We start from the raw sequence: 25491 nt of genomic DNA on the forward strand, positions 1-25491 counted from the left end.
AGCTATCTTTCCTGCGCAGCACCCTTGCGCAGGGCGGTCAGGTCGATTCCCAGCTTGTTGACCTTGTAGTAGAAGGTCTTGCGCGGAATTCCCAGGCGCTGGATCGCTACGCCGATCTCGCCGCCCGCAGCCACCACGGCTGCCACGATCGTCTCGCGCTCGAAGGCATCCAGCCGTTGCGGCAGGGTTTCACCGACGGCCTCGGCCAGCGGCAGGGGCGCAGCCTCGATCAGTCCCAGCACGAAGCGTTCGGCATAATGCGCCAGTTCGCGCACGTTGCCCGGCCAGTCGTACACGGCAAGGTGATCGCGCACGGTTCCGGTCATCTCGGGCAAGGGCCGCCGCAGACGGGCCGCCGCCGCCCCGGCAAGGTTGGCGAACAGGGCGGGCACATCCTCGCGCCGTTCGCGTAAGGGAGGCATCCGCAGGCGCAGCGCCGCCAGCCGGTAGAACAGCGCGGGCGCGATCCGGTCGGACAGGTCGCCCTCGTCCGCCGCGCCCGTGGCGATCACCCGCAGGTCCAGCGGCAGCGGCTCGCGCGCGCCGGGGCTGCGCAGGGCGCGTTCCTCGACCAGCGGCACCAGCCGCGACTGCAGGCGGCGCGCGGCCTGATCGATATCGTCAAGGAACAGCGTGCCGCGATTGGCGGCGGCGATGCTGGCCTCGCCGCTGGGGGCGAAAAGTTCATCCTCCAGCGGATCGGGCAGGGCGGCGCAGGCGACCGCCAGGAAACGGTGCCGCGCGCGCTTGCCGGCACGGTGGATCAGGCGGGCGAGCAGTTCCTTGCCGGTGCCGGTCTCGCCCTCGATGAACAGGTCGATATCGGCATTGGCAAGGGTGGGTATCATCTCGCGAAGGCGCCGGATGGCGGGCGACTGGCCGACCAGCCCGGACGATTCCTCCCCTTGCGCCTCGGCCCGCAGCCGCCGGTTGTCGAGGGCAAGGGCGCGTGCCGTAGCCGCGCGGTCGGCGGCGGCGACCAGCGCCTGCGGGTCGAACGGCTTGGTCAGGAAGTCCCATGCCCCGGCCTTCAGCGCATCGACCGCCATGGTCACGTCGCCGTGGCCGGTCACCAGGATCACCGGCAGTTCGCGGTCGCGTTCGTGCAGGGCGCGCTGCAACTCGATGCCGGACATGTACGGCATGCGTACGTCGGTCACCACCAGGCCCGGCCAGTCGGCATCGATGGCCGCCAGCGCTGGGGCCGCGGCGGGAAAGGCCTCCACGGCGAACCCGGCGAGGGTCAGCACCTGTGCGGTGGAGACGCGAAGGTCCTCGTCGTCCTCCACAAGAGCCACGCGGCGCGCGTCCTCCATCATGGCGCGCGCTTCAGGGTGATGGCGAAGCAGGCGCCCGTTTCGGAGGGCACGAGGTGCAGGTTGCCGCCGAAGTCCTCCATGATGTCCTTGGCGATCACCAGCCCAAGGCCAAGGCCGGTCTGGCGGCTGGTGGCAAAGGGAGTGAACAGGCGGTCCGCCACTTCGGGCGCGATGCCGGGGCCGTTGTCGGTGACGAGTACGCGCACGGCGCCTTCATGGTACGCCCAGGTCAGGGCAAGGTGCGGTTCGCGGCACGCCTCCAGCGCTTCCAGCGCGTTTTGCAGGACGTTGACCAGCACCTGCTCCAGCCGCACCCGTCCGCCGAAGACCACGACCTCAGGTCCGATCTGTGGCCGCGAGAAGTCGACGCGGGAGAGGCGCTCCTTGAGCAGAAGGCAGGCGCCTTCCACCACTTCCTCCAGCGGGATCGGCCCGCCGGCCCGGCTGCCCTTGCGCGCGAAACCGCGCAATTCTGCGGTGACGGTGCCGATACGCTCGGCCAGACGGTCTATCGCCTGAAGGTTGGCGCGCACTTCGCCATCCGCCCCCATGTCCAGGAGCTGGCGAGAGGTTGCCGCGTAGTTGCGGATCGCGGCAACCGGCTGCGCGGTTTCGTGCGCGACGCTGGCAGTGACTTGTCCCAGCGTAGCGAGGCGGTTGGCTTGCCGCAGCCCTTCGCGTAGCTGCGCGGCATGTTCCTCGGCGGCGGCGCGCTCTTCGATTTCGCGGCGCAGGTCCACCGTCCGCTCGGCGACGGCGGCTTCCAGTTGCGCGGTGCGTTCGGAGCGGCGGCGCCCGCGCTCGCGCAGAAACAGCGCCAGGCCCAGCAGCGCAAGGGTGGCCAGGGCGCCGCCGATCTGGGCCGCGCGCACCGTCGTATCGATCGATCGCAGGGGCAGGGCCAGGTTCACGCGCCATCCGGCCGGACTGGGCGGGGTGGAGGCGAGCATGAAGTCGCCCCTGGTGCCTGGGATCGTGACGCGTCCGTCCCCGCGCACCGTGAAGGGCGCCGGGCGCAGGTCGCCCACGCCGATCGTCTCGCGCTCGATGCGGCTGCGCTGGGGATCAAGCCCGCGAGTTGCGGCATAGCGCCAGTCGCGGCGGCTGGTGACGAGGATCACGCCGTCGCGGTCGGTCACGAAAGTCATGCCGCCGCCCTCGCGCCACTGCGCCTCGACCCGGTCGAACTCCATCTTCATGACTACCACGCTGCCCCCGGCGGCGCGGCGGGCGAAGAACAGGCCGGGGCGGTGGCTGACCGTGCCCAGCGCGAACTGCTCACCGCTGCCGGTCCGCATGGCGGCGCGGAAATAGGGCCGAAAGCTGTAGTCCTTGCCAAGGAAACTGCGCGGATCGCGCCAGTTGCTGGCCGCCAATGTCAGCCCGTCGCTGCGGATGACGTAAATGATTGGTGAGCCTAGGTCGCGCGAAAGCCGCTCCAGCTTGGCGTTCATCACGCCCGCCGCGCCGGGTTTGCCGGAGACGAGCGCCACGAGGTCCTCGTCATCGCCCAGCGCGAGGGGGAGCAGGCGGAAGCGCTCCACCTCGCTGGCGAGCAGGGCCTGACGCAGGCGCGCGTCGGCGGCCGCGGCTTGCGCAAAGCGCGCGGTAGCCGCGCTGCGCACCGCCAGCCCGGCAGCGAAGGCCACCAGCGCGGCGCAGGCCAGCGCGGCGGCCAGCAGACCGAGGTTTCTCGTTCGGATCACCCGAATCCGATACGCCAAGGCCTAGCGATGTGCAAATTTCTGCACTTTTGAGCTTAAGCGTGTGCAGGAAGCTGGACAAGGTAATGTCGCGCAAGCAGCTAAAACATTGAAAAGCAACAAATCATCAATTTTCGCAATTCCCTTTGCACGCAGCGCATCGAAGCGCAAAATCGCCCGGCACGAGCACCGCCCCAGGCGTTGCCTTGCCCGAGAGGATGACAGGCGACCGATATGCACTACACACCCACCGACGTTCAGCCCCATGACGGCGCGCATCCCGCGCCGCGCCGCTGGTATTCCCATCTCTACCTGCAGGTGCTGGTGGCGATCACGGCGGGCGTGCTGCTCGGGCACTTTTATCCGGCCGTGGGCGAATCGCTGAAGCCGGTTGGCGACATGTTCATCAAGCTGGTGAAGATGGTGATCGCCCCCGTCATCTTCCTCACCATCGTGACCGGCATCGCCGGGATGCGCGATCTCGGCTCGGTCGGGCGCGTGGCTGCCAAGGCTTTTGGCTACTTCTTCTTCTTCTCCACCCTGGCGTTGATCGTCGGCATGATCGTTGCCAACGTGGTGCAGCCGGGTTCGGGCCTCAACATCGATCCTGCCTCGCTCGATGCCGGCAAAGTGGCCGAATATTCCGAGAAGGCGCACGAAACTTCGCTGGTGGGCTTCCTCAATGCGATGATCCCGGACACGCTGGTGTCCTCGCTCACGCAGGGCAACATCCTTCAGGTCCTTGTCGTCGCGATCCTGTTTGGCATTTCGCTGGCCTCGATCGGGACGCGCGGCGAGCGTATCCTCTCGATCCTCGAAGACGTGTCGGTCGTCGTCTTCAAGCTGGTGTCGATCGTCATGCGCGTGGCGCCGATCGGTGCCTTCGGCGCCATGGCCTTCACCATCGGCAAATACGGAGTTGGCAGCCTGGCCAACCTCGCGGCGCTGGTGGCGACCTTCTATGCGACCTCACTGATCTTCGTACTGGTAGTGCTGGGCGCCGTGGCCCGCCTGTGCGGCTTCTCGATTTTCCGCCTGATCGGTTATCTCAAGGGCGAACTGCTGCTGGTGCTGGGCACGTCTTCCTCGGAAAGCGCGCTGCCTGCGCTGATCGAGAAGATGGAGCGCGCCGGTTGCCCCAAGGCGATCGTCGGACTCGTCGTCCCCACGGGCTACAGCTTCAACCTCGATGGCACCAATATCTACATGACGCTGGCGGCGCTGTTCATCGCGCAGGCCTGCAATGTGGACCTGACCATCGGCCAGCAGCTGCTCCTCCTTGGTGTGGCGATGCTTTCGTCAAAGGGCGCGGCGGGCGTCACCGGCGCGGGCTTCATCACCCTGGCGGCCACCCTTTCGATCGTACCTTCGGTGCCGGTCGCGGGCATGGCGCTGATCCTGGGTGTGGACCGCTTCATGTCCGAATGCCGCAGCCTCACCAACTTCATCGGCAATGCGGTGGCGACGGTGGTGGTCTCGCGCTGGGAAGGCAAGCTCGACCACGACCAGCTGGATGCCGCGCTCAGCGGCACCGCGCAGGCCCTGCCCGCCCACGCCGTCCCCGCCGAATAAGCGCGGCACGGGGACTACAAGCGCGCCCGATAGAGGCGCGCGCACCGGGAGACTCTCGATGACTACCGTTTCTGCGCGGCTGCTTGCCGCCACCCTTTCGCTCGCCCCCGTCATGGCGCCTTCGCTGGCACAGGCCGAGGAGAAAAAGGCCGAATATCCCACCTCCTACAACGGCGACGGCGTCGTGACGGGCGGCTACAGCCTTTCACGCTGGGCCGAAGACTGGACCTCGATGCGCGATGCCGACAAGCGTGATGATCCACTCGACCGGCTGAAGTACCTGCCGCTGGACGGGGACGGCGACGTCTACCTCACCCTCTCGGGCGAACTGCGCCTGCGGGTGAACGAGACGACCAATCCGAACCTGCGTGAAGCCGAGGCCCAGCGGCAGGATATTACCCGCGTGGTCGCCGGGGCGGACCTGCACATCGGCAAGCACTTGCGCGCTTATGGCGAGATTGCCCACGGCGGCATCGGCGGGCGCAACCTTGGCGTGCCTTCCACGTCGCTGCGTAACGATCTGGTGATCCAGCAGTCCTTCGTCGAGGCCAGCGGCGAGATCGGCGGCATCGATGTCGGGGTGCGTTATGGGCGGCAAGAGTTCACCGACGGTCCCAATCTGCTGACCTCTCAGCGCGACAACAACACGATCCGCTACACCCTGAACGGCGTGCGGGCATGGGCGCGCGGGCGGACGATGCGTGCAGGCGTGTTCGATTTCCGCCCCACGGCCTATGGCGACCTTGGCACGGCGGACGACGTTAACGATCCGGCGCGGCGGTTTTCGGGCGGGAATCTGGGCTTCGTGCTGCCCAAGACGTTCCTTGGCGGCTCGCAGCTATACCTGGATACTTTCCTGTGGCGGCGGCACAACGATGTCGGGGCCTGGGGCGGGCGGATCGGTCCGGCTACGCGCTATTACCTTGGCGCGCAGCTGCGCGGGGACGTGGGGCCGGTCAACGTCGACTGGTCGGTGAACCACCAGTGGGGGACTTATATCAACCAGGATATCGACGCCTGGCAGGCCTTCATCGCCACCACTTACCGGCTGGGCAAAGCCAAGACCGCGCCGCGCGTGGGCGTCCACGTCGACTACGCCAGCGGCGGGGGCGGCTACGGCGACGGCAAGCTGCGCAATGCCTACTCGCCTTTCGGCAACAACGTCTACTTCAGCTACCAGCTGTACCTCACGCCCTCGAACCTGGTTGCGGTGACGCCGAACGTCAGCTTCACGCCATTCAAGAATGCCCGCGTCACGGCGGAATACGAGATGGCCTGGCGCGATAACGTCTATGATGCGGTCTACCGCGCCAACGGTCAGCCCTTCGCGGGAACGCAGAACGGGCGGGCGCGCAAGATCGCCGATCTCGCGCGGTTGCAGCTCGTGTGGTCGATTACGCCGCGCGTCTCGTTTACCGGGCGGTATGAGCATCTGGCGGCAGGGCCGGCACTGACCGATGCGGGCTATCGCAGCTCGGACTTCCTTGCCGGCTGGGTAAGCTTTCGCTTCTGAAAACCCAAATTCCCGCCCCCTCGTCCTGAGCCTGTCGAAGGACGAGCGGGCGGGGAAATATCAGCCCTTGATGGCGGCGCGCGCGGCGATCACGGCGCCCAGGGCGGCAACCCAGCTGACCAGCAGGAAGCTGGTGCCGTAATCGCCGCACCAGGTATAGATCGTTGCCATCGCGGAAGGGCCGATCATGACCCCCAGGAACGTGTAGACAAGGGCGCCGCCGATCACACGGCCTGCGTCTTCAGGCGCGCAGTGGTGGGTGCATTCGGCCATGACCACGCCGTTCCATCCGCTCATGCAGAAGCCGAACAGGCACAGCACCGCGATCTGGACCCAGACCGGCAATGCGTCGAGCTGCCACAGCGCGATCATGCAGCCCATCGACACCGCGCCGATCAGCGCCAGCACCGCAAAGCCCCCGAAGCGGTCGCCAAGGCCGCCCCAAGAGACGCGGCCCAGCGCACCGCAGGCCTGCAGCGCTCCGGCGACAAGACCCGCCTGCACCAGCGGCCAGCCGTGATCGACCAGCATGATGACCGCGAACGCGGAGAGCGAAAGCTGGAGCGAGGAGTAGAGCATCCCCAGCAACGCCAGTGCCCGCAGCGGCGCACTGCCCCAGATGATGCGCTGCTCGTAAAGGAAGTTGGGCCAAAGTGCGACGCTCGCGGGGCGCGCTGGCCGGGGCGGGCCGCCCTTCAGCGCCAGCACGCCAATCATCGCGAAACAGGGAATGGCAAGCAGGGTCAGGGCCAGTTGCCAGCCCAGCAGCGGTGCCATCGCCGGCAGCAGCAGGCTGGCCAGCACCCCGCCGATGGGGACGCCCGCCTGCTTGATCGAGAAGATCAGCGAACGGCGATGCGGCGGCGTCACCGCGCCCAGGATCTGCGCGCTGGCGGGGTTCTGCACCCCGTATCCGATGCCGATCACGATCGAGGCAAGCACCGCGACCCATGGGTTCGCGCTTGCCAGCATCAATAGCGCGGCGCCGAAGCAGCCCAGCGCCAGCTGCTCCACCTGCACCGGCCCGCGGTGCTGGATCAGGGTGCCCGCCACGGCCGACGCCAGCATCCCGGCGGCATAGATCACGCTGATCTGATAGCCAACGTAGTGCGGGGCCAGCCCGAAGTCAGGCGCGACCAGCGGCGCGATGCCGGTAAGTGCGAGCGCAGTCACGGTCGAGAGAATTTGGATCGTCGTCGTCGTCGCGAGCGCGGCGGCGATCGACGGTCCGGCAGCAGGCATACGCGAACGCATGGCCGCTTGGGTGCTGGCAGGCTGGGTCATTGCTGCACTGCATAATGTAATGCTTTACACAAGCCAAGCGCGAAGTCAGAGTGCAAGCACGGTCGTCCTTGAAGGATTCGTTGATTCATGGCCCAGAGTGCCTACTCCTCCGCTGCCGCGAATGTCCATGCTGCATTGCAGCGCATCGCCGCGCGCGATGCGCAAGTGCGCGCGTGGCTTCATGTGGACGACGTCGGGGCGCTGGGTGCTGCGAAAGCTTTCGATGCCGCAGGTCACGCTAATGCACCGTTAGGCGGGGTTTGTGTCGGGGTTAAGGACGTCATTGCCGTCGCCGGAATGCCGCTGACGCACAATTCGCCGCTGTTTTCCGGCTTCATGCCGTCCGAGGACGCGGCCTGTGTAGCCACCTTGCGCGCGGCGGGCGCGGTGATCCTGGGCAAGACCGACACTACCGAATTCGCCGCAGCGGGGCGCAACGCCGCCAGCGCCAATCCCCATGACTTCAGGCGCACGCCGGGCGGTTCCTCGGCCGGGTCGGCGGCGGCGGTGGCGGACGGGCACGTGCCGCTGGCGCTGGCGACCCAGACCGGCGGATCGACCATCCGACCCGCCAGTTTCTGCGGTATTCACGGGTTCAAGCCGACCTGGGGCCTCGTCAGCCGCGAAGGGGTGAAGACATACGCCAACAGCCTCGACACTGTGGGCTGGTACACCCGCGACCTTGATCTGTGCGACCGGGTCTGCGCGGTTGTCGGGCTGGCCGAAGCGGCGCCGATCGGCCCGGAACCCTTGCGTATCGGCGTTTTCCGCACGCCGTGGTGGAAGGAGATGACCCCCGGCGGCAAGGCCGCGTTCGACGGCGTCGCCGCCGCGATGGCGCGCGCCGGGGTGGTGATGATCGACATCGCCGCGCTGCCTGAATTCGAGCATCTCAATGACGATCACCGCGCGATCCTGTTCCGGGAAGGGGCAGCGGCGTTCCTCAGCCTCGCCCGTTCGCGGCCGGACCTGCTCCATGCCGATTTCCACCTGCGCGTCGACGCGCTCGCCCTCTATCCCGATGCGCGCCTGCGCGAGGCGCATGACCGGGCCGCTACGGCGCGGATCGGGTTCGAGAGGGCGATTGCAGGGCTGGATGCGGTGCTGGCGCCCAGCGCGCCGGGCATCGCGCCGCTGGGCCGCTCGCCGGGGGAGCCGAAGTTCAATCAGCCCTGGACGTTGCTCCATGCGCCTGTCGTCAACCTGCCGCTGGCGCAGGGAGAAGGCGGGATGCCCATCGGCGTGTCGCTGGTCGCGCCGCGTTATGCCGATCGGCGGCTGATAGCGGTGGCGCGCGAGATCGAAGAGCGGCTGGGCACGTCTTCCCCGGTGCGGGGAAGCGCCGCCTGATATAGCAGGCGGCGCCCTACCCCTTGCGGCGCTTTTTCGGAGCGGCGGTGGACTGGCGCACGATCAGGCGGTGCGGCAGGATCACTTCGCGCGAGGGGGTGGTCCGGTCCGGCTGGAGCAGCGAATCCAGCATCAGCCGCATCGCCGCCTCGCCGATTTCGACCGTCGGAATGTGGACAGTGGTGAGCGGCGGACTTGAGAACGCGCCGAAACGCAGGTCGTCGAAACCCGCGACAGACATCTCGTCCGGCACGCTGATGCCGCGCTGCTGTAGCGCGCTGAGCGCACCCAGCGCCATTTCGTCGTTCGCGCAGGTGACGGCGGTGAACTGCGGGTCGGCGTCCAGGAGCCGCAGCATCGCATCGTAGCCCGACTGGAGCGAGAAATCGCCGGTTGCGATCAGTGCCTCGTCTACCTCGATGCGCGCGCGCAGCAGGCCCAGCTTGTAGCCGGAAAGCCGGTCCTTGGACATGAACTGGTCGAGCGGGCCGGTGATGGCAGCGATGCGGGTATGACCCAGTTCCGCAAGGTGCCCCACGACCAGCGCGCTGGCTTCGTGGTCGTCGGTGCGCACGCGTGGCAGGGTGATGTCAGGCGGATACTCGCAGGCTGCGACCAGCGGGGGCATCTTGCTCTTGGTGGGGGGCTTGCGGACGATATCGGGCAGGGTCTTTTCGAGCAGGATCATGCCATCGGCCTGCTTGCCTGCGATCATCGAGACGTATTTGTTGAGGGTGTCGATATCGCCCTCGGTGATGCCCAGAAGAACGCGCATCTTGTTCGCGCGGGCGACGTTTTCGATCCCTTCGACGAAGGCGGAGGTGAACGGGTTGAAGATGCTGGGCACGGCGACGATGACGTTGTCGCTACGCTGGCGGCGCAGGCCGGCGGCAAGGTGGTTGGGTTCGTAATTGAGGTCGGCGATGGCCGCCTCGATCCGCTCGATGGTGGCAGGGCGCACCAGCGAAGGCGTACTGAGCGCGCGCGAGACCGTTGCTACCGAAACACCCGCGACGCGGGCAATGTCCTTGATGTTCGCCATATGATGTAAACGTTACATTTGCGATCGGCTCGCGGCAAGCGCGGGTGTTGCGCGGGGTGCAATTCGTTTGATGGAGTACCGTGGCGGCGTCAGAACGCCGCGCTCGCGATCATTTCCGCCGCGCGCCAGGCGAAGGCCATGGCCGGGCCGTTGGTATTGCCCGAAATCGCGGTCGGCATCGCCGAACAGTCCGCCACGTAAAGTCCGCTCACGCCGTGGACGCGCAGCCCGCCATCTACGACGTTTTGCGCAGCGTCCGGCCCCATGCGGCAGGTACCGGTGCCGTGCAGGCCCGTGGAGATCATCCAGTTGGCGGCCTGCTGGATTTCCTTGTCGCTTTGCACTGCGGCGCCGGGCGCGGTTTCCTCGCCGACATAGGGAGCAAGGGCGGGCTGGGCCATGACTTCGCGCACCTTGCGAATGGCGCGCTGGATGGTCACGCGGTCTTCGGGGACGGAGAACCACTGGGGCACCAGGCGCGGCGATACCGCCGGGTCGGTAGAGGCGATCTCGACATAGCCGTGGCTGCCGGGGCGCAGGCAGAAGGCGGTGGCGGTGATGCCCGGCACGCTTTCCGTCATGCCGCGCCCGGCCTCGGGCTTGTCGTTTTCGGACTGGGCCATGGAATAGGGAGAGATGCCGATCTGGAGGTCCGGCCAGTCCTTGTCGGCTTCGATAGAAGCCATGACCGAGACTTCCGGCAGCAGCGATGCCATCAGGCCCTTGCCGCCCAGCATGTAGCGCAGTCCGTGCATATAGGCGCGCCAGCCCCGGAATTCATGGTTGAGGCCGCGCGCTTTCCTGAGGCGCCACGACAGCGCGACCATCATGTGCTCGTTCATGTGGCGGCCGACGTGCGGATTCTCGTGGACCACCTCGATGCCGTGACGGCGCAGGACTTCGCCCGGACCGATGCCGGAAAGCTGGAGCAGCTTGGGGCTTTGCAACACGCCCGCCGAAAGGATGGTGCGCGGCGCGGTGAACGTCACGTCGCGGCCGCCCATATCGACGAGGACGCCGGTGGCCTGTTTGCCGTCAAAGGTCACACGGCGGACCAGCGCGCCGGTCAGGATCGTCAGGTTTGCCCGCTTTTCAGCCTGCTTGAGGAAGGCGGTATAGGCGGTGACGCGGTTGCCGCGCGCATCGACGGTCTGCTGGGTCCGCCCGGCGACCTGGGTGCCAGGCGTGTTGACGTCGGGGTGGACGGGAATGCCCGCCTCGCGCGCGGCTTCCAGAATGGCGCCGGTCAGCACGGCATCGCCTTGGGGCACTTCGGTGACCTGCATGGGGCCGCCCTTGCCGCGCTGGCCGTAGCCGGTTCCCCGGAAGTCTTCGAGTTCGCGGTAGCAGCGTTCGATCTCGGACCAGTTCCAGCCCTTGTTGCCTGCGGCTTCCCAGGCGTCGAAATCGCGCGGCTGGCCGCGGAAATACCAGGTGCCGTTGACCGCGCTGGATCCGCCCAGACCCTTGCCGTAGTACCAGGTCTCGCCGGCAGGGCGCTCTCCCTGCTGCTCGGCGGGGAAGGGCCAGTACCACTTGGGCCTGGTCCAGATCTTGACCATGCCGCGCGGCATACGGACCATGAATTCGTCGTTGCGGCCGCCCGCTTCGAGCAGCAGTACCTGCTTGCTGCCGTCTGCACTGAGGCGCTCGGCCAGGACGCATCCGGCCGAACCGGCGCCAACGATGATGTAGTCGAACTGGGGGCGCATTTCAGGTCTCGATCAGGCGGAAGTCGTTTCGCCGCGCGTATAGGCGGGGGCGAAGCGGAACAGCAGCAGCGACAGGCCCATCGCCACATAGCTGGCAGCGGGTAGCCAGACGTGGCCGGCCATTACGGCGGTGACCACTTCGGGGGTGGCGGGGGCCTTGGCGTCGTAGGCGGCAAGGCTGAGGAACCACGCGCCGGCAGCGCCGCCCACGCTCATGCCCAGCTTTACGCCGAAGCTGGAAGCGGCGAAAAGGAAGCCCTGCGCCCGGAAGCCGGAACGCCATGCGCCGTAGTCCACCGCATCGGCCATCAGCGAGAACAGCAGGCCGCCGATCAGGCCCTGTCCCATATAGGCGACGACATTGGCGGTAATCAGCCATGCATGGTTATCGGACAGCGGCATCAGTGCGGTGAACACCGTGGCCACGGCGGCGCCGATGGCGCCGGTCATCCGCTTGCCGATGGCATTGGCGCACACGCCCGCCAGCGCGGTGCCGATCAGCACGGCCAGCATCGTCAGCATCAGGGTGGAGGTGAACTCGGCATCGCCCAGCACGTTGTTGGCGAAATAGACGAAGGACTGGATGTGGCCGGTAAAGCCGATCCAGAAGAAGAAGTTGACCAGCATCGTCGCGATCCACGGCCAGTTGCCCTTGGTGGCCTTGAGCGACTGCGCGGTGGTGAGTTTGGCGACGCTGGCGTCCACCTCCACCCGTTCGCGGGTGTTGGCGAAGGCGTTGAGCATGCAGACCAGCGTGATGACGCCGGTGATCGCGGCCAGGACGAGGAAGCCATGCGCCTCGTCGCCGTTGCTGAAGGCCTTGATGAGCGGCAGCGCAGCATAGCCGATGCCGACGGTGGCGGATGATCCGATAACCTCGCGCAGGGCGTTGATGGTGTTGCGCTGGCGCGGGTCGCGGGTCAGCGTGGGCAGCATCGAGTTCAACGGCAGGCTGACGGCGGAATAAAGGATACCCATCAGCGTGTAGCTGACGAAGATGAAGGCGATCTTTTCCCAGCCCTGCAGCGGCGGCGCCCAGAACACGATCGCGCCGCATATCGCGAAAGGCACCGCCAGCCACAGCAGGAACGGGCGGTGCTTGCCCCAGCGGGTTTCGGTGCGGTCGATCAGCAGGCCCATCATCGGGTCGAAAATCGCATCGACGCAGCGCGCGATCAGGAAAAGCGAGGCGACGGTGCCTGCGCTGACGCCGTAGATGTCGGTGTAGAAGTAGAGCAGGTAGGCATTGGTCATGCCGAACGGCAGGTTGATGCCGAAATTACCCAGCGCGTAGCTGAGCTTTTCGCGCCAGGTCAGGGCGCTGCCGCTCTGGGCCTTGTTCATGCGGGGCAGCCAGCGGGCGAGGAGGGGAGGCTTTCGAGCACCGCGCGGGCGAATTCCAGCGACTTGCGGGTCTCGGTAAGCGGGTCCGGCACGGCGTCGATCTCCAGAATGGCCCAGAATGAATCGGGGCCTTGGTCGGTACGGGTCGCCATCAGGCCCGCCCAGGCGTCGAAGTCCACCTTGCCATCGCCGATCGCGCAGAAATAGGCGCGGTGGGCGTGGTGGATGCCGTGATCGATGGGAATGCGGATCGGCATTGGGCCGGTCGCATCCTTCCAGTGGGCGATGATGACACGCTCGGCGTGGCGCAAGGCGATTGCCGCCGGATCACCGCCGGAAAGCAGGATATGCGCGCTGTCGGGGCAGAAGCCGACATAGACGGGGTCGGTGAGCAGCAGCAGCAGGTCGATGTCGCGCGGCTGGCAGAACATCGAGTGCGCCTCGGTGTGGAGCGCCAGGCGGACACCGCAGCGCAGCGTCAGCGCGCCGAGGCGATTGGCGAAGTCCGCCGCCTTCCGCGCGAGATCTAGGTCGACGAAGACCGGCGACTCGGCATCCCAGCTGGTACGCATCGGGAGGCCGATGACCATGACTTCGGCGCCCCATCCGGCCAGCGCCTTGGCCAGTTCCTCACCTTTGGCGAGCCAGCGGGTCTCGGTCTGTGCATCGGCCCAACCGCCGTCAGGCCCACCTTCGATGGCGATGTCGGCGAAGAAGCCGCTGGCAATGGTCAGGCCCCGCCGGCGCAGTTCGGCCTTGGCCGCTTCGTGCGATCCGTAGGCGGCGATCAGGCCGTCCGCACCGAAGGGCGCAAAGGTCAACTCGATACCGGTGACGCCGCTCTGTTCCAATGTATCCAGCATCCGGTCCCAGAAGGCGCGCGGCTCGGCATTGCCGAAGGCCACAACCTCATCCTCATTCCCCATCCCCCAGAATCCGGGATGGAAGAACGTGATGAGATCGACACCGAACGAAAGCATTTAACCTATACCTTGGGTTGCGGCGAGGGCACGGATCCCTCCGTGCGCTGCCAATGTAAACCTTTTCTTTTTGAGAAAGCCCAAATCCCCGGGCCTTGTCAAGCCATGCCGGAGCTAGGGTTGCAGGAATCCCCGTTTTCTGGGTAAACATCATTTGTTATCGTTTTCATTCGGCCGGGTAGAAGCCGCCGGGCCGGCGCTAAAGAGAGAGAGAAAGCAATGCCTGATCGCATCCGCATGGGTCTCGTCGGCGGAGGCCCCGGCTCGTTCATCGGCCCTGTCCACCGAATCGCCGCCGAGTTGGACGGCGAGATCGCGCTCGTCGCTGGCGCCTTCAGCCGCGATGCGCAGCGAAGTGCCGAGGCCGGGCGCGGCTACGGCATCGCCCCGGATCGCGCCTATCCCTCAATCGAGGCGATGCTGGAGGCCGAAGCCGCGCGCGCTGACGGCATCCAGTTCGTCACCATCGCCACGCCCAACTTTCACCACCTGCCCGCCGCCTGCGCCGCGATGCGCGCCGGGATCGCGGTGATGAGCGACAAGCCAATGACCGCAACGTTGGCGCAGGCGCGCGAACTGGCGGCTGCCCTCGCTGCGAACCCGGTGCCTTACGGGCTGACGTATACCTATTCCGGCTACCCGCTGGTGCGCGAAATGCGCGAACGCATTGCTGCAGGCGCGATCGGCGCGGTGCGCAAGGTCGTGGTTGAGTACAACCAGGGCTGGCTGGCCGGAGCGGCCGAAGGCAAGCAGGCGGAATGGCGGCTCGACCCGGCGCGCTCCGGTGAGGGCGGCTGCATCGCCGACATCGGCGTCCATGCTTTCCACCTCGCCGAATTCGTCACAGGCCTGCGGGTCAGCCGCATCAATGCCGATCTTGGCACCGTGGTGCCGGGCCGTGCGCTTGACGATGATTGCCAGATATTCCTGCGCTTCGACAGCGGCGCGCGGGGCCTTTTGATGGCCTCGCAGGTGATGACGGGTGAGGGCAATGACCTTGCCATCCGCATCTACGGTGAGACCGGTGCCCTGCGCTGGAGCCAGGAAAACCCGAGCCGCTTCGAATGGCTGAAGGGCGAAGGCGGCATGGAAGTGGTGCGCGCCGGCGATCCGGGGATGTCCGCAGTCGCCATGCGCGGCACGCGCCTGCCCGGTGGTCACCCGGAAGGGCTGCTGGAAGCGCTTGCCAATCTCTACCGCGATTTCGTGCGGGATTTGCGCGGAGAGGGCGGCTCGCTGGTTCCCGGCATTGAAGACGGTTTGCGCGGCATGGCGCTTGTCGCCGCGGCCGTGGCTGCCAGCCGCGATGAAAGCGGCTGGGTCGATCTCAAGGTTTGAAGGAAAGGTTGCGCAAATGAAGACGACCAAGGGTCCGGGTATCTTCCTTGCCCAGTTCGTGAGCGGTGACGCACCGTTCAATTCGCTCGATTCGATCGCGGCCTGGGCGGCTGGGCACGGCTACAAGGGCGTGCAGGTGCCCAGCAACGACAGTCGGTTGATCGACCTTGAAAAAGCGGCAGATAGCCAGGATTACTGCGACGAAGTGCTGGGTACGCTGGCGGCTCACGGGCTGGAACTGACCGAGCTTTCCACCCACATTCAGGGCCAGCTCGTCGCCGTCCACCCTGCCTATGACGCCGCGTTCGACGCTTTCGCGCCGGAGCAGGTGCGCGGCAATCCCGGCGCCCGCCAGCAGTGGGCGGTGGGCCAGCTGGAAATGGCGGCCCGGGCCAGCCAGCGCCTGGGCCTGACCACTCACGCCAGTTTCTCGGGCGCGCTGGCATGGCCCTATTTCTACGCCTGGCCGCAGCGCCCGGCCCAGCTGGTGGAGGAGGCTTTCGCCGAACTGGCACGGCGCTGGCGCCCGATTCTGGACCGCTTCGACGAAGCCGGTGTGGATGTCGGCTTCGAACTGCACCCCGGCGAAGACTTGCATGACGGCGTCACGTTTGAGCGCTTCCTGGAAGCTACCGGCAACCACCCGCGCGCCAATATCCTCTATGATCCCAGTCACTTCGTGCTGCAACAGCTCGATTATCTGGGCTTCATCGACATCTACCACGAGCGGATCAAGTGCTTCCACGTCAAGGACGCCGAGTTCCGCATGTCGCCCAGGTCGGGCGTCTATGGCGGCTATCAGGGCTGGGTCGACCGTCCGGGGCGGTTCCGTTCGCTTGGCGACGGGCAGGTGGATTTCACGCAGATCTTCTCGAAGATGGCGCAGTACGATTTCGCTGGCTGGGCCGTGCTCGAATGGGAATGCGCGCTCAAGCACCCCGAAGTCGGCGCGGCGGAAGGCGCGCCCTTCATCGACCGGCACATCATCCGCGTGACCGAACATGCCTTCGACGACTTCGTCAGCGGCAATGATGACATGATACCCGATTTCAGTCGGATGGGTATCACCTGACCGAAAACGTCGGTTTTAGCGATTAAACCCCGGGGGTTGCGGATAGCCCCCGGGGTTTCGCTTTGTCTTCTGCGGTGCGACCCGAGAAGGCTCGGCGCCACGGCGTCGGCAGGTGCAGAGGGAGGAGAGTGCACCCGCTTCGCCTTCCTGCCCCGCAGCGGGGGCTTCAGCGCCTGTACGAATCAATACATGTAAACGATATCACCTTCAAGTTGTACTAAAGCACAGCGCGTCCCGGAGAGGGACGCGGCAAGGGTGGTCGCGGCGGCGGCGTTGCCTGACCAGCGCCCAGGAATCATGATGCTCTGTAATTCGCGGAGCTAACAATCTTTGTTTCCAAGTATCGACCAGAAAAGTTCGCCAGATCTGACCGACCGACACCGTTTCACACCCTTCGCATCCTCTCAATGCCGCGCGTCCAAGGTACCGAAGACAGTGCGCCGGGTGTCAAGTTTGTCGCAAAATGATCGCAGAGCGAGGGTGTTTACCGACGTCCCGGCTGAAGGTGCGTCCGATTTCGGGTGCTTGTAGGGCCGGGTTTTCCGGGTCTTCAAGTGGGGCCTGGCCGGTGCGGCCAACGATACAAGCCGCCGGATGACGTAAGAAGTACCGCAAAATGCAGTGGTATTTGATTGAAGAAAATTTCCGGCATGCGCTACGCCTTGCCTGAAATCAGGTTGATGCAGTGCAAGGAGTCCGCGGTGACAGAGATCGTATCGAGCTTCGCCGACGACCTGTCTTTGTTGCCCGCATCGCGGCAGGCGCAGCTGATCCGGGACAGGCAGGTCTCCCCGGTCGAGGTGATGGACGCGGTGCTGTTCCGCATCGAGGCGCAGGAGCCCGTACTCCACGCCTTCTGCATAGTCGCGGGTGAGCAGGCGCGCGGGGCCGCGCGCGAGGCGGAAGCCGCCGTCATGCGCGGCGATCCGCTGGGAGCGCTGCACGGCGTTCCGATCTCGATCAAGGATCTCATCTGCACGGCCGACATGCCCACCGTCAGCGGCTCGCGCGCCTACGAGGGCTTCGTGCCCGAGGACGACGACGTCTGTGTGGAGCGGGTGCGCCGGGCAGGTGCGATCGTCATCGGCAAGACCAACACGCCCGAATTCGGCTATGCCGGGGCGGGCAAGAATGCGGTCTTTCCCACCACCGCCAATCCCTGGAATCCGGCGATGACGTCCGGCGGGTCGAGTGCGGGAAGCGCGGCGGCGGTCGCCAGCGGGATGGGGTCGCTGACGATCGGCAGCGACGGGGGCGGCTCGATCCGCGGCCCTGCCAGTTTCTGCGGGCTATTCGGGCTCAAGCCCTCGTTCGGCCGGGTGCCGGCCTGGCCTGGTTGCCGCGATCCGCGACATCCCGGTGTCAGCAGTTGGGAAAGCGTGGAGCATCTCGGCCCGCTGACGCGCACCGTCGAGGATGCGGCGCTGCTCATGTCGGTGATCGCGGGGCCGGATGCGCGCGACTGGCATTCGCTGCCGGCCGGTGATGTCGACTGGCTTGCCGCCCCCGCCGCGCCGTTGGGCCCTCTGCGGATTGCCTATACGCCCGACTTTGGTTTCTCTGTCGTCGATCCCGAGGTTCGCGCGATAACGGCGGCGGCGGCACAGGTTTTCGCCAGCGATCTGGGCTGCGTAGTGGTGGAGGACACGCCGCCGCTGCAAAAGGATATGTTCGACCTTTTTCTGACGGTGATCATGCGCGATTCGGACTTGCGCGGGCTGCGCGCTCTGGCGGATCGCGGGCTGATCCATCTGCCGGACCTGCTGATGATGCTGGAGCGGGACTGGTCGGCGCAGGATTTCACCGATGCCGCGATGCGCCGGCAGGCGGTGTGCAACAGGCTGGCCCGCTTCATGCAGGGCTACGACCTGCTGCTGACGCCCACGGTTTCCTCTGCGGCGTTTCCCGTCGAGCATTTCAATCCCGTCTCGGTCGCGGGCATGCCGGCGGAGCAGGCGAATCCTTCACCGTTTACCTATCCGTTTAACTGGACCGGGCAGCCGGCAGCCAGTGTGCCGGCGGGGTTCACGGCGGCGGGGTTACCGGTGGGCTTGCAGATCGTAGGCCGCCACGTTGCCGATGCGACCGTGCTGGCCGCTGCCGCCGCGTTCGAGCAGGCCCGGCCCTGGGCGCATCTGTGGCCGCAGCTGGTGCGGGCCGCCGGGGCAGTCCGAGTATGACGGTTTCTTTGCGCAAGGTGCCCCGCCATTTGATCGCGAGCGCACGCGGGCACTTGATACTTGCGCCGCGCCGGAAATCGCTGAAGCTGGTCGTACAAGGTGTGGCGAGGCTGATCTAACAGCCTTGCCCGACCCGAAGTATCCGTACACGAGCAGTTCAAAGCGCATGGAAAATAACCATGCCAGTTAAACAAGAAAAATCAGGGAAGTAGTGCAGGCTGGCTGCGGTGGTGCACAGGACCATCGCAGCGTGGGATTGCAGGTGCCGCCGGGCTTTGCCGGTGCCCTGCATGAAGGCCGGGCATCAATCCGGGCGATCCAGCCGGGATGAGGATCTCCAGAATCTGAAGGGCGGTGGAAACGCGCGCATCCATTGCGGTGCGCCTCCAACGAGGGGGGTTATTGTGATCACGAGAACTCGATTGATGAAATCCACGGGTGTCTCCGTCCTGGCGCTGCTTGCCGCGACGTGCCCTGTCCATGCCTGGGCCGAGGAGGTCGCCGCGGCGGCCGAAACAGAAGCGGCAGACGCAGCCGCCGACGATTCCGGCGGCGGTGGTTCAGGGGGCGGCCTTCAGGAGATCGTCGTTTCCGCCGAACGCACCAATGTCACCCTCCAGAAGGCGTCGCTATCGGTTTCCGCCGTCACCGACGACACGCTGCAGAAATCGAACATCACCGAGATAACCGGGCTCAACGGCAGCGTACCGGGTCTGGTCATCGCCAAGAGCGGCGGCGGCGAGCGCAACATCTCCATCCGCGGCATCGGTACGGCAACGCCCGAGAACCCGAGCACCCAGCCCGGCGTCTCGTTCCACATCGACGGCGTTTACATCTTCAACTCGATCGCCGCCAACGCCGCCTTCATCGACGTGTCCCAGGTTGAAGTCCTGCGCGGTCCCCAGGGTACGATGTACGGGCAGGGTTCGACCGGCGGCACCATCAACGTCGTCTCCAAGCAGCCTGAACCGGGCGTGCTGTCGGGCTCCGCCAATGTCGGTTACGGCAACTACAACCTGCTCAAGGCCGATGCCGCGCTGAACGTCCCGATCGGCGAGACGATCGCGGTGCGCGGCGCCGTCCAGCGCTACCGCCACGATGGCTATGCCAAGGCGACATCGGTGGCGGGAGATCCCGGCTACGAACTGGACGATACCAACGACTGGGGCGGCAAGCTGGCGGTCAAGTGGCAGCCAAGCGACCGCGTCTCGGTTCTGCTCAGCACCATCCAGTACAAGGGCGACGCGAATGCCACCGCGCAGAAGAACATTCTCGACCCCGATCCCGACGCGCGCAGGTTGACGCAGGATTATCCGGGCAAGACCTATATCCGCACCCAGCTGTACTACGGCGTCATCAAGTTCGACATGGGCGCGGCGACGTTCAGCTCGATCACCAGCTATCAGAAGCTGCACAGCAAGCTGTCGTGGGACAGCGACGGGCTGAATACCGACTTGTTCTATGCCCTTACCGAAGGCATCCAGGCCGGTACTGGCGTGCGGTACGACCATACCGCGCTGTGGGAACAGAATACCACGTCGTGGACCCAGGAATACAACCTCGCGTCGAGCAACGACGGGCCGTTCCGCTGGATCGTCGGCGGTGTCTATCTGCATTCGAAGAACGAGAACTACATCAACGAATACCGTTCCAAGATCGGTGACGGGCTCGACGCGCCCCTGCCGGACAACGCCGCGTACAACGATCCGCTGGTCTCTCGCCTGACTTATGCCGAACTCTCGTCGATCACTCGCGAGGCTTACGCGGGATATGCTCAGGGCAGCTACGAACTGACCGACAAGCTGACCGTCACTGCCGGCATCCGCTACAACCACGACAAGTATTCGGGCGTGAGCGACAGCCTCTCGGGCGGTTCGACCAGCAGCACTTCCGGCGCCTTTCTTCAGCCCAAGCCGGGCGTCGGCACCACTACCCAGCGCATGACCGGCAAGTTCGCGCTGGACTATGACCTGACACCGGAAAACATGGTCTACGCCAGCTTCACCCGCGGCTTCAAGCCGGGCGGCATCAACAGCTCGGCAGCGCAGGGCAACAGCTCGTTCACGGTCTTCGGCTTCGAAAACGGCACCAAGCCGACCTTCAAGCCGGAAACCCTGGACTCGATCGAGGTCGGCTCGAAGAACCGCTTCTTCAATAACACGCTGCAGATAAACGCCTCGGCATTCTACTATTTCTACAAGAACCTGCAGTTCCTCGAAGACGATGCGATTCTCTATTCCGAGGGTATCAGTAACGGGCCCAAGGCCGAAGTCTACGGCGCCGAACTTGAGATGGACTGGAAGGCGACGTCGCACCTTCGCTTCGAAGGTTCTCTATCGCTGCTCCACAGCAAGTTTACCGAAGATTACTTGGCGCTCGATCCGACAGCAGCCGATGCGGCGCAGGCCGCAGCCGGTTATGCGGGCAACCTGTTCTACACCAATTTCTACGGAGCTTCGCTGGCGCGCGAAAGCGCACGGGTGAACATCAAGGGGAACAAGCTGCCGCAGATGCCGACCGTACAGGGTTCGGCGGCGGTTTCATGGACCGGGCAGGTCGGCCCCGGCGAATTCACCGCCCGCGCGCAGTACATTTACCGCGGCAAGTTCAATTCGCGCGCCTTCGCGGTCCCGGTGCAGGACGATACGCCGGACTACTCGCAAGTGAACCTCTTCGCGAGCTACGCGCTCGGCGACACCGGCCTCAGCCTCTCGGCGACGGTGACCAACCTGTTCAACAAGGACGGCGTCAATTCGCGCTTCACCGATCCTTACGGCAGCGGGCAGGTGTCCGACACCTACATCCCGCCGCGTCAGGCGATCTTCTCGGTCGGCTACGCCTTCTGACCTGAACGCCAATACTGCACGTGAGAGGGCCGTTGCCGAAAGGTGGCGGCCCGATCGCGTTTGGGAACGCCCTATATCGAGCCGAGCGCTTCGTCGGCGACGCCGTTCATCCTCGCCGCATCGCGCGATGGCGGGGCGCCGAACTGCCGGGCATACTCGCGGCTGAACTGCGAGGCGCTCTCATAGCCCACGGCGAAGGCAGTGCGGGCGGCATCGTGGCTCGTCGCCAGCAGCCGGCGCGCGGCCTGAAGGCGCAGCGTCTTCTGGTATTGCAGCGGGCTCATGCCGGTGACAGCCTTGAAGTGGCGATGGAACGAGGGGACGCTCATGCCCGCGATACCGGCAAGGTCCCCGGTGGGAAGCGGCTGGTCGAACTGGCGCCGGATGCACTCGATCGTCCTACGGATGCGAGACAGGCGGCTGTCCTCCCGGCCCACCTGCCGCAGCATCGGCCCGTGGTTGCCCTGAAGCAGGCGGTACAGCACCTCGCGTTCGCGTGCGGGGCCAAGGATGGGAATGTCCGCCGGGGTATCGAGCAGGGCGAGCAGCTGGTCCCAGGCATCCAGCAGTTCGCTGGTCACAGGCGCCACGCCGAAGCCCGCAGCCGGCGGCGTTGGCGGCGCCGATGGCAGCTGCGCCAGCAGGTCGGAAAGCATCGTGCGCTCAAGCGCGAGGCTGGTGACGACATAGGGCTGTGCGTCGGAGGCTTCCATCACGCAGCCGGTGGCGGGCAATTCCAGCGAAGTGACGAAACAGCTGGCAGCGTCATAGCGCAGGACGCGGTCCCCGATCATCACCTGCTTGGCGCCTTGCAGCACAAGGCAGATCATCGGTTCGTAAACCGTGCTGACGGGCGTGCTGCTCTGGCTGGAAACGCACAGGCCCAGGCGGGGGACCGGCGTTTCCAGGCGCAGGCCATTTGTGTGGCGGCGGACCCGGCTGGCCATGCGTTCGAGCAATTCCTGCATGGCGGGAAGATCGCACCGGGCCGCCTTCGTTTCAAGCGGGCTGATAGGATTGGGCAAGGCGTTGATACGATCGGGCACCGGGATCACCCGCAGGCCGGCCATATGCGGGGCAGGGCCGCGAAGCCGGGCCCGGACATATTGCCTATCAGGAGATGGACATGACCAGTACTTTTGGCGCTACCTCGACGACGGATGACGTGCTTGCCGGCATCGACCTTCGCGGCAAGCGGATACTTGTGACCGGCGCTTCCGCCGGGCTTGGCGTGGAAACCTGCCGCGTGCTTGCAGCCCATGGCGCAAACGTGGTGGGCGCCGCGCGCGATCTGGGCAAGGCCGCACAGGCAACGGCGGGCGTGCGCGAGGCGGCCGAGCAGGGCGGCGGCAGCTTCGATCTTGTCGAACTGGACCTCGCCTCGCTCGCCAGCGTGCGGGCCTGCGCGGACGCACTCGTGGCCGACGGCACGCCTTTCGATATCGTGATCGCCAATGCCGGCGTGATGGCGCCGCCTTTGGGCCGCACCGCCGACGGGTTCGAAACCCAGTTCGGCACCAATCACCTTGGCCACTTCGTGCTGGTGAACCGCATTGCCGGGCTGATCCGCGAGAACGGGCGGCTGGTGAACCTTTCGTCCGCCGGGCACCGTTTTGCCGACGTCGACCTCACCGATCCCGGTTTCGAGCAGACCGCCTACGATCCCTGGGTCGGCTATGGCCGTTCCAAGACTGCGAACGCGCTGTTCGCCGTGGAGTTCGACCGGCGCCACCGGGCGCGGGGCGTGCGCGCGGCGGCAGTCCATCCGGGCGGCATCCGCACCGAACTGAGCCGGCACATGTCCGACGCCGACGAGGAAGCGCTGATCGCCTCGCTCAACGCGACCCAGGCCGCTGCCGGGCTGCCGCCCTTCGCCTACAAGTCCATTCCGCAGGGCGCGGCGACGTCGGTATGGGCGGCGGTGGTTGCCGATGCCGATGCTATCGGCGGACGCTACTGCGAGGATTGCCACGTCGCCGAATTCCAGGACAGCGAAGGCATTCGTGCCGGCGTGCGCCCCTATGCGCTGGACGCGGACCGTGCGCAGGCGCTCTGGGCCAAGAGTGAGGAACTGGTTTCCGAACGCTTCTGATGCGGCGAAGGGCGGGATTTGCATCCCGCCCTTCGTTCCATTCCGCCCCGCTGCGCGGCGCGATCAGCTGACGTGGAGCTTGTGCCGGCGCCAGGCGTGGTTGGCGACAAGGCCCATGGCCGCCATCGCGCCGCCGGTCAGACCCGCCGTACCCAGCGCGACGATCACTGGCTGCGCAAACCCTGCAAGAGCGCGGGCACGTTCGTTGAAGGGTTCGATAAGGCGGCTCATGTCGTTGCTCCTGCGCGTTGGTCCGGTGCCCCGGCCCTCAAGCTGCGCCGTGAGCCTTGGGTAGGCGCATTCTTCAGTTCAAATAACTGGGATAAAGTTGCAGGATTTGTTCAAGTAACTGGAACAAGGGTTTCGGCTCAAGGTGCGGCTTCGGCCAGCTTTGCGCGGGCGAGATAGGCGGCGTCCATCATGTCGAAGGCCTCTTTCCTGAACTGCGCGCGCACTGCCGGGCCTTGATCGGCGAACTCCATCAGCCGGTCGCTTTTCGCGTCGTAGCGGGGCCATGCGAGGGCACCCTTGCCGTTTGGATTGCCTGTTCTAGCGAAACGCAGCCAGTAGCCGCTCATGTCCTGCGCCATGGGGGTGTCGGCGGCGCCTTCCTCGAACTGCGCGCCGGTCACCTGGTTGCGCATCGCCAGGCTGATCTCGGCAGAGTGGCGCGCACCGGGAATCTTGCCGCGAGCGGCGACGGGCACATAGCTGAAGCGATAGAGGTAGGTCGGCTGCCCGGTCGCGGCAGAGCGGCGGGCGAGGTAGCGCGCCGGCGCGGTCATGAAGGCGTCGCCCCACAAGTGCTGCATCGCCTCTTTCCGGGGCACCGCACCGCCCTTTTCATACATTGCCAGCAGGCGCTGGGCGCTGCCGCCCATTGCCGGCATCACCGCCGCCTCTGCACCGGGTATGTATTTGAGCAGGCTGTCCTCCCACGAATTCGCGCCGACCATGTAGGGGATGCGGGCGATATCGCCCTTCATGAAGGCTTCGTCGACCGGCTGCGGTACGATCCGGCCGTCGATTATGATGCCGCCCAGCACCAGCGGGTTCTTGGGGCCCAGGACGGTGGCGGCGGGCAGCGCGCGCATGGCGGCAAGGTCTGTATCGGCGATGCCGAGCGAGCGGGTCCAGTCCAGCCCGGACTGCTCCGCCTCGGGCATGTAGGTGTCCAGTCGCCGCCCGAACCCTTTCTGGCCCCCGCCAGACTGCGAGATGGCGCGGGCGAACAGGCCGCCTGCCTTGGGCGATGCCATCAGGGCGTTGACCGAAAAGGCCCCGGCAGATTCGCCGAAGACGGTGACGTTGTCCGGATCGCCGCCGAACGCGGCGATGTTGTCCTGCACCCAGCGCAGCCCTGCCATCTGGTCCATCAGCCCGTAATTGCCGAGCACGCCGTCCTTGTCCTCGGCGCTGAGAGCGGGATGGGCGAACCACCCGAAGCGGGCGAGCCGGTAGTTTACCGCAACCACGATCACGCCTTCGCGCGCCAGGTTCGCACCTTCGTAGACCGGCCAGCTGGCTGAGCCCATCGAGAACGCACCGCCATAGATCCAAACCATCACCGGCAGCTTGCCCGTGCGCTTCGTGCCGTTGGGCCGCCAGAGGTTGAGGGTCAGGCAGTCCTCGCTGGTGGGGCGCAGATAGGCAGGGGTGGGCGGCTCGTCGAGGCCCCACTGCATACAGTCCGGCCCGTATTCGTCCGCTTTGCGCAGGCCCTGCCAAGGGGCCACCGGCTGCGGCGCGCGCCAGCGTAGCGCGCCGATCGGAGGCGCTGCGAAAGGCACGCCAAGGAAGCTTTCGATCCCGCCGCCGCGCTTTCCCTCCAGTTTGCCAGGCTGTGTGGTGACTATCGGATAAGCATCACCGGGTACCCCTTGCGAAGCGGACGCCGGCAGCGCCGCAGCTGCCAGTGCCAGCAGGGAGAGAAGATGGGCGGGGGTGAGGGGAAAGCTGCGTCGGGTCCTCAATTCAAGCGGCTCCTTTTGAACGCGGGCGATGCCTTTTGTGGTCGGCCCGCAGAACGACCGGCATCGGAAACGGATACAGCATCATGTTTTGCCGCGTAGATCGCGGTGCGCACTAACCTGTTTGATGCATGCCCTATGTTCGACAGGCTTTGCGGGGAGCGCGGAATGTCT

At 66.0% G+C, this 25491-nt stretch carries 18 protein-coding genes; 8 read left to right on the forward strand and 10 right to left on the reverse strand.

Features of this window, described 5'->3' with window-relative positions; translation table 11 throughout:
* Positions 1-2 precede the first annotated feature (2 nt).
* Together GVL61_RS10320 and GVL61_RS10325 are read right to left on the reverse strand one after the other, a co-directional pair.
* Positions 3-1316: a sigma-54 dependent transcriptional regulator gene (locus GVL61_RS10320; protein ID WP_159979749.1), complete on the reverse strand. Its 1314-nt coding sequence runs from the start codon at positions 1314-1316 to the stop codon at positions 3-5.
* On the reverse strand, positions 1316-3025 hold the full coding sequence (locus tag GVL61_RS10325; protein ID WP_235037619.1) for an ATP-binding protein: 1710 nt from the start codon (positions 3023-3025) through the stop codon (positions 1316-1318). Before GVL61_RS10325 ends, GVL61_RS10320 begins: the two co-directional genes overlap by 1 nt.
* Positions 3026-3256: 231 nt before the next feature.
* On the opposite strand from GVL61_RS10325, the gene GVL61_RS10330 reads away from it, so the two are divergent.
* Positions 3257-4594, forward strand: a complete 1338-nt coding sequence (locus GVL61_RS10330; RefSeq protein ID WP_159979619.1) for a dicarboxylate/amino acid:cation symporter — start codon at positions 3257-3259, stop codon at positions 4592-4594.
* A gap of 58 nt (positions 4595-4652) precedes the next feature.
* A complete protein-coding gene (locus GVL61_RS10335; protein WP_159979621.1) occupies positions 4653-6107 on the forward strand; it encodes an alginate export family protein in 1455 nt (484 codons plus the stop codon).
* A gap of 60 nt (positions 6108-6167) precedes the next feature.
* Here the strand turns inward: GVL61_RS10335 and GVL61_RS10340 are convergent, their stop codons facing one another.
* A complete protein-coding gene (locus GVL61_RS10340; protein ID WP_159979623.1) occupies positions 6168-7391 on the reverse strand; it encodes an MFS transporter in 1224 nt (407 codons plus the stop codon).
* A gap of 87 nt (positions 7392-7478) precedes the next feature.
* Here GVL61_RS10340 and GVL61_RS10345 point away from each other — a divergent pair, with 87 nt between their 5' ends.
* Positions 7479-8741, forward strand: coding sequence for an amidase (locus tag GVL61_RS10345; protein WP_159979625.1), 1263 nt, complete (start codon positions 7479-7481; stop codon positions 8739-8741).
* A 16-nt stretch (positions 8742-8757) separates the two neighbouring features.
* Here GVL61_RS10345 and GVL61_RS10350 read toward each other — a convergent pair whose 3' ends face one another.
* The 4 genes from GVL61_RS10350 to GVL61_RS10365 all read right to left on the reverse strand — a co-directional run bounded on the left by GVL61_RS10350 (position 8758) and on the right by GVL61_RS10365 (position 13819).
* Positions 8758-9783, reverse strand: a complete 1026-nt coding sequence (locus GVL61_RS10350; RefSeq protein WP_159979627.1) for a LacI family DNA-binding transcriptional regulator — start codon at positions 9781-9783, stop codon at positions 8758-8760.
* 89 nt (positions 9784-9872) lie between these two features.
* On the reverse strand, positions 9873-11495 hold the full coding sequence (locus tag GVL61_RS10355) for a GMC family oxidoreductase (protein ID WP_159979629.1): 1623 nt from the start codon (positions 11493-11495) through the stop codon (positions 9873-9875).
* Positions 11496-11507: 12 nt separating this feature from the next.
* On the reverse strand, positions 11508-12839 hold the full coding sequence (locus GVL61_RS10360; RefSeq protein ID WP_159979631.1) for an MFS transporter: 1332 nt from the start codon (positions 12837-12839) through the stop codon (positions 11508-11510).
* Entirely contained in the window at positions 12836-13819 is a 984-nt protein-coding gene (locus GVL61_RS10365; protein ID WP_159979633.1) for a sugar phosphate isomerase/epimerase, read from the reverse strand. The genes GVL61_RS10360 and GVL61_RS10365 overlap by 4 nt, the downstream gene beginning before the upstream one ends.
* Before the next feature lie 219 nt (positions 13820-14038).
* On the opposite strand from GVL61_RS10365, the gene GVL61_RS10370 reads away from it, so the two are divergent.
* From GVL61_RS10370 to GVL61_RS10385, 4 genes are all read left to right on the forward strand, one after another.
* Entirely contained in the window at positions 14039-15157 is a 1119-nt protein-coding gene (locus GVL61_RS10370; RefSeq protein ID WP_159979635.1) for a Gfo/Idh/MocA family protein, read from the forward strand.
* A gap of 16 nt (positions 15158-15173) precedes the next feature.
* Entirely contained in the window at positions 15174-16229 is a 1056-nt protein-coding gene (locus GVL61_RS10375; protein WP_159979637.1) for a sugar phosphate isomerase/epimerase, read from the forward strand.
* A 701-nt stretch (positions 16230-16930) separates the two neighbouring features.
* Positions 16931-18409, forward strand: coding sequence for an amidase (locus GVL61_RS10380; RefSeq protein WP_235037620.1), 1479 nt, complete (start codon positions 16931-16933; stop codon positions 18407-18409).
* A 425-nt stretch (positions 18410-18834) separates the two neighbouring features.
* Positions 18835-21255 (forward strand): TonB-dependent receptor, encoded by a 2421-nt coding sequence (locus GVL61_RS10385; protein WP_159979639.1) that lies wholly within the window; start codon positions 18835-18837, stop codon positions 21253-21255.
* A 71-nt stretch (positions 21256-21326) separates the two neighbouring features.
* Here the strand turns inward: GVL61_RS10385 and GVL61_RS10390 are convergent, their stop codons facing one another.
* Positions 21327-22325 carry an AraC family transcriptional regulator gene (locus GVL61_RS10390; protein WP_235037621.1) on the reverse strand — a complete coding sequence of 333 codons (999 nt, stop codon included), beginning with the start codon at positions 22323-22325 and terminating at the stop codon, positions 21327-21329.
* 56 nt (positions 22326-22381) lie between these two features.
* Here GVL61_RS10390 and GVL61_RS10395 point away from each other — a divergent pair, with 56 nt between their 5' ends.
* Positions 22382-23347: an SDR family NAD(P)-dependent oxidoreductase gene (locus GVL61_RS10395; protein ID WP_159979641.1), complete on the forward strand. Its 966-nt coding sequence runs from the start codon at positions 22382-22384 to the stop codon at positions 23345-23347.
* Positions 23348-23410: 63 nt separating this feature from the next.
* Here GVL61_RS10395 and GVL61_RS10400 read toward each other — a convergent pair whose 3' ends face one another.
* Together GVL61_RS10400 and GVL61_RS10405 are read right to left on the reverse strand one after the other, a co-directional pair.
* The gene (locus GVL61_RS10400; protein WP_159979643.1) at positions 23411-23578 is read right to left on the reverse strand and encodes a hypothetical protein; all 168 of its coding nucleotides are present in this window, start codon (positions 23576-23578) and stop codon (positions 23411-23413) included.
* A 137-nt stretch (positions 23579-23715) separates the two neighbouring features.
* Positions 23716-25320 (reverse strand): carboxylesterase/lipase family protein, encoded by a 1605-nt coding sequence (locus GVL61_RS10405; RefSeq protein WP_159979645.1) that lies wholly within the window; start codon positions 25318-25320, stop codon positions 23716-23718.
* Positions 25321-25491 lie beyond the last annotated feature (171 nt).

This window comes from Novosphingobium sp. 18050 (assembly GCF_902706195.1).
In the GTDB taxonomy this organism is placed as follows: Bacteria; Pseudomonadota; Alphaproteobacteria; order Sphingomonadales; family Sphingomonadaceae; genus Novosphingobium.

Bases quoted from the DNA above. Each gene is read 5' to 3' on its own strand.
- GVL61_RS10320 (WP_159979749.1), bottom strand. From the start codon at position 1,316: ATGGAGGACGCGCGCCGCGTGGCTCTTGTGGAGGACGACGAGGACCTT.
- GVL61_RS10330 (WP_159979619.1), top strand. From the start codon at position 3,257: ATGCACTACACACCCACCGACGTTCAGCCCCATGACGGCGCGCATCCC.
- GVL61_RS10335 (WP_159979621.1), top strand. From the start codon at position 4,653: ATGACTACCGTTTCTGCGCGGCTGCTTGCCGCCACCCTTTCGCTCGCC.
- GVL61_RS10340 (WP_159979623.1), bottom strand. From the start codon at position 7,391: ATGACCCAGCCTGCCAGCACCCAAGCGGCCATGCGTTCGCGTATGCCT.
- GVL61_RS10345 (WP_159979625.1), top strand. From the start codon at position 7,479: ATGGCCCAGAGTGCCTACTCCTCCGCTGCCGCGAATGTCCATGCTGCA.
- GVL61_RS10350 (WP_159979627.1), bottom strand. From the start codon at position 9,783: ATGGCGAACATCAAGGACATTGCCCGCGTCGCGGGTGTTTCGGTAGCA.
- GVL61_RS10355 (WP_159979629.1), bottom strand. From the start codon at position 11,495: ATGCGCCCCCAGTTCGACTACATCATCGTTGGCGCCGGTTCGGCCGGA.
- GVL61_RS10360 (WP_159979631.1), bottom strand. From the start codon at position 12,839: ATGAACAAGGCCCAGAGCGGCAGCGCCCTGACCTGGCGCGAAAAGCTC.
- GVL61_RS10365 (WP_159979633.1), bottom strand. From the start codon at position 13,819: ATGCTTTCGTTCGGTGTCGATCTCATCACGTTCTTCCATCCCGGATTC.
- GVL61_RS10370 (WP_159979635.1), top strand. From the start codon at position 14,039: ATGCCTGATCGCATCCGCATGGGTCTCGTCGGCGGAGGCCCCGGCTCG.
- GVL61_RS10375 (WP_159979637.1), top strand. From the start codon at position 15,174: ATGAAGACGACCAAGGGTCCGGGTATCTTCCTTGCCCAGTTCGTGAGC.
- GVL61_RS10385 (WP_159979639.1), top strand. From the start codon at position 18,835: ATGAAATCCACGGGTGTCTCCGTCCTGGCGCTGCTTGCCGCGACGTGC.
- GVL61_RS10390 (WP_235037621.1), bottom strand. From the start codon at position 22,325: ATGGCCGGCCTGCGGGTGATCCCGGTGCCCGATCGTATCAACGCCTTG.
- GVL61_RS10395 (WP_159979641.1), top strand. From the start codon at position 22,382: ATGACCAGTACTTTTGGCGCTACCTCGACGACGGATGACGTGCTTGCC.
- GVL61_RS10400 (WP_159979643.1), bottom strand. From the start codon at position 23,578: ATGAGCCGCCTTATCGAACCCTTCAACGAACGTGCCCGCGCTCTTGCA.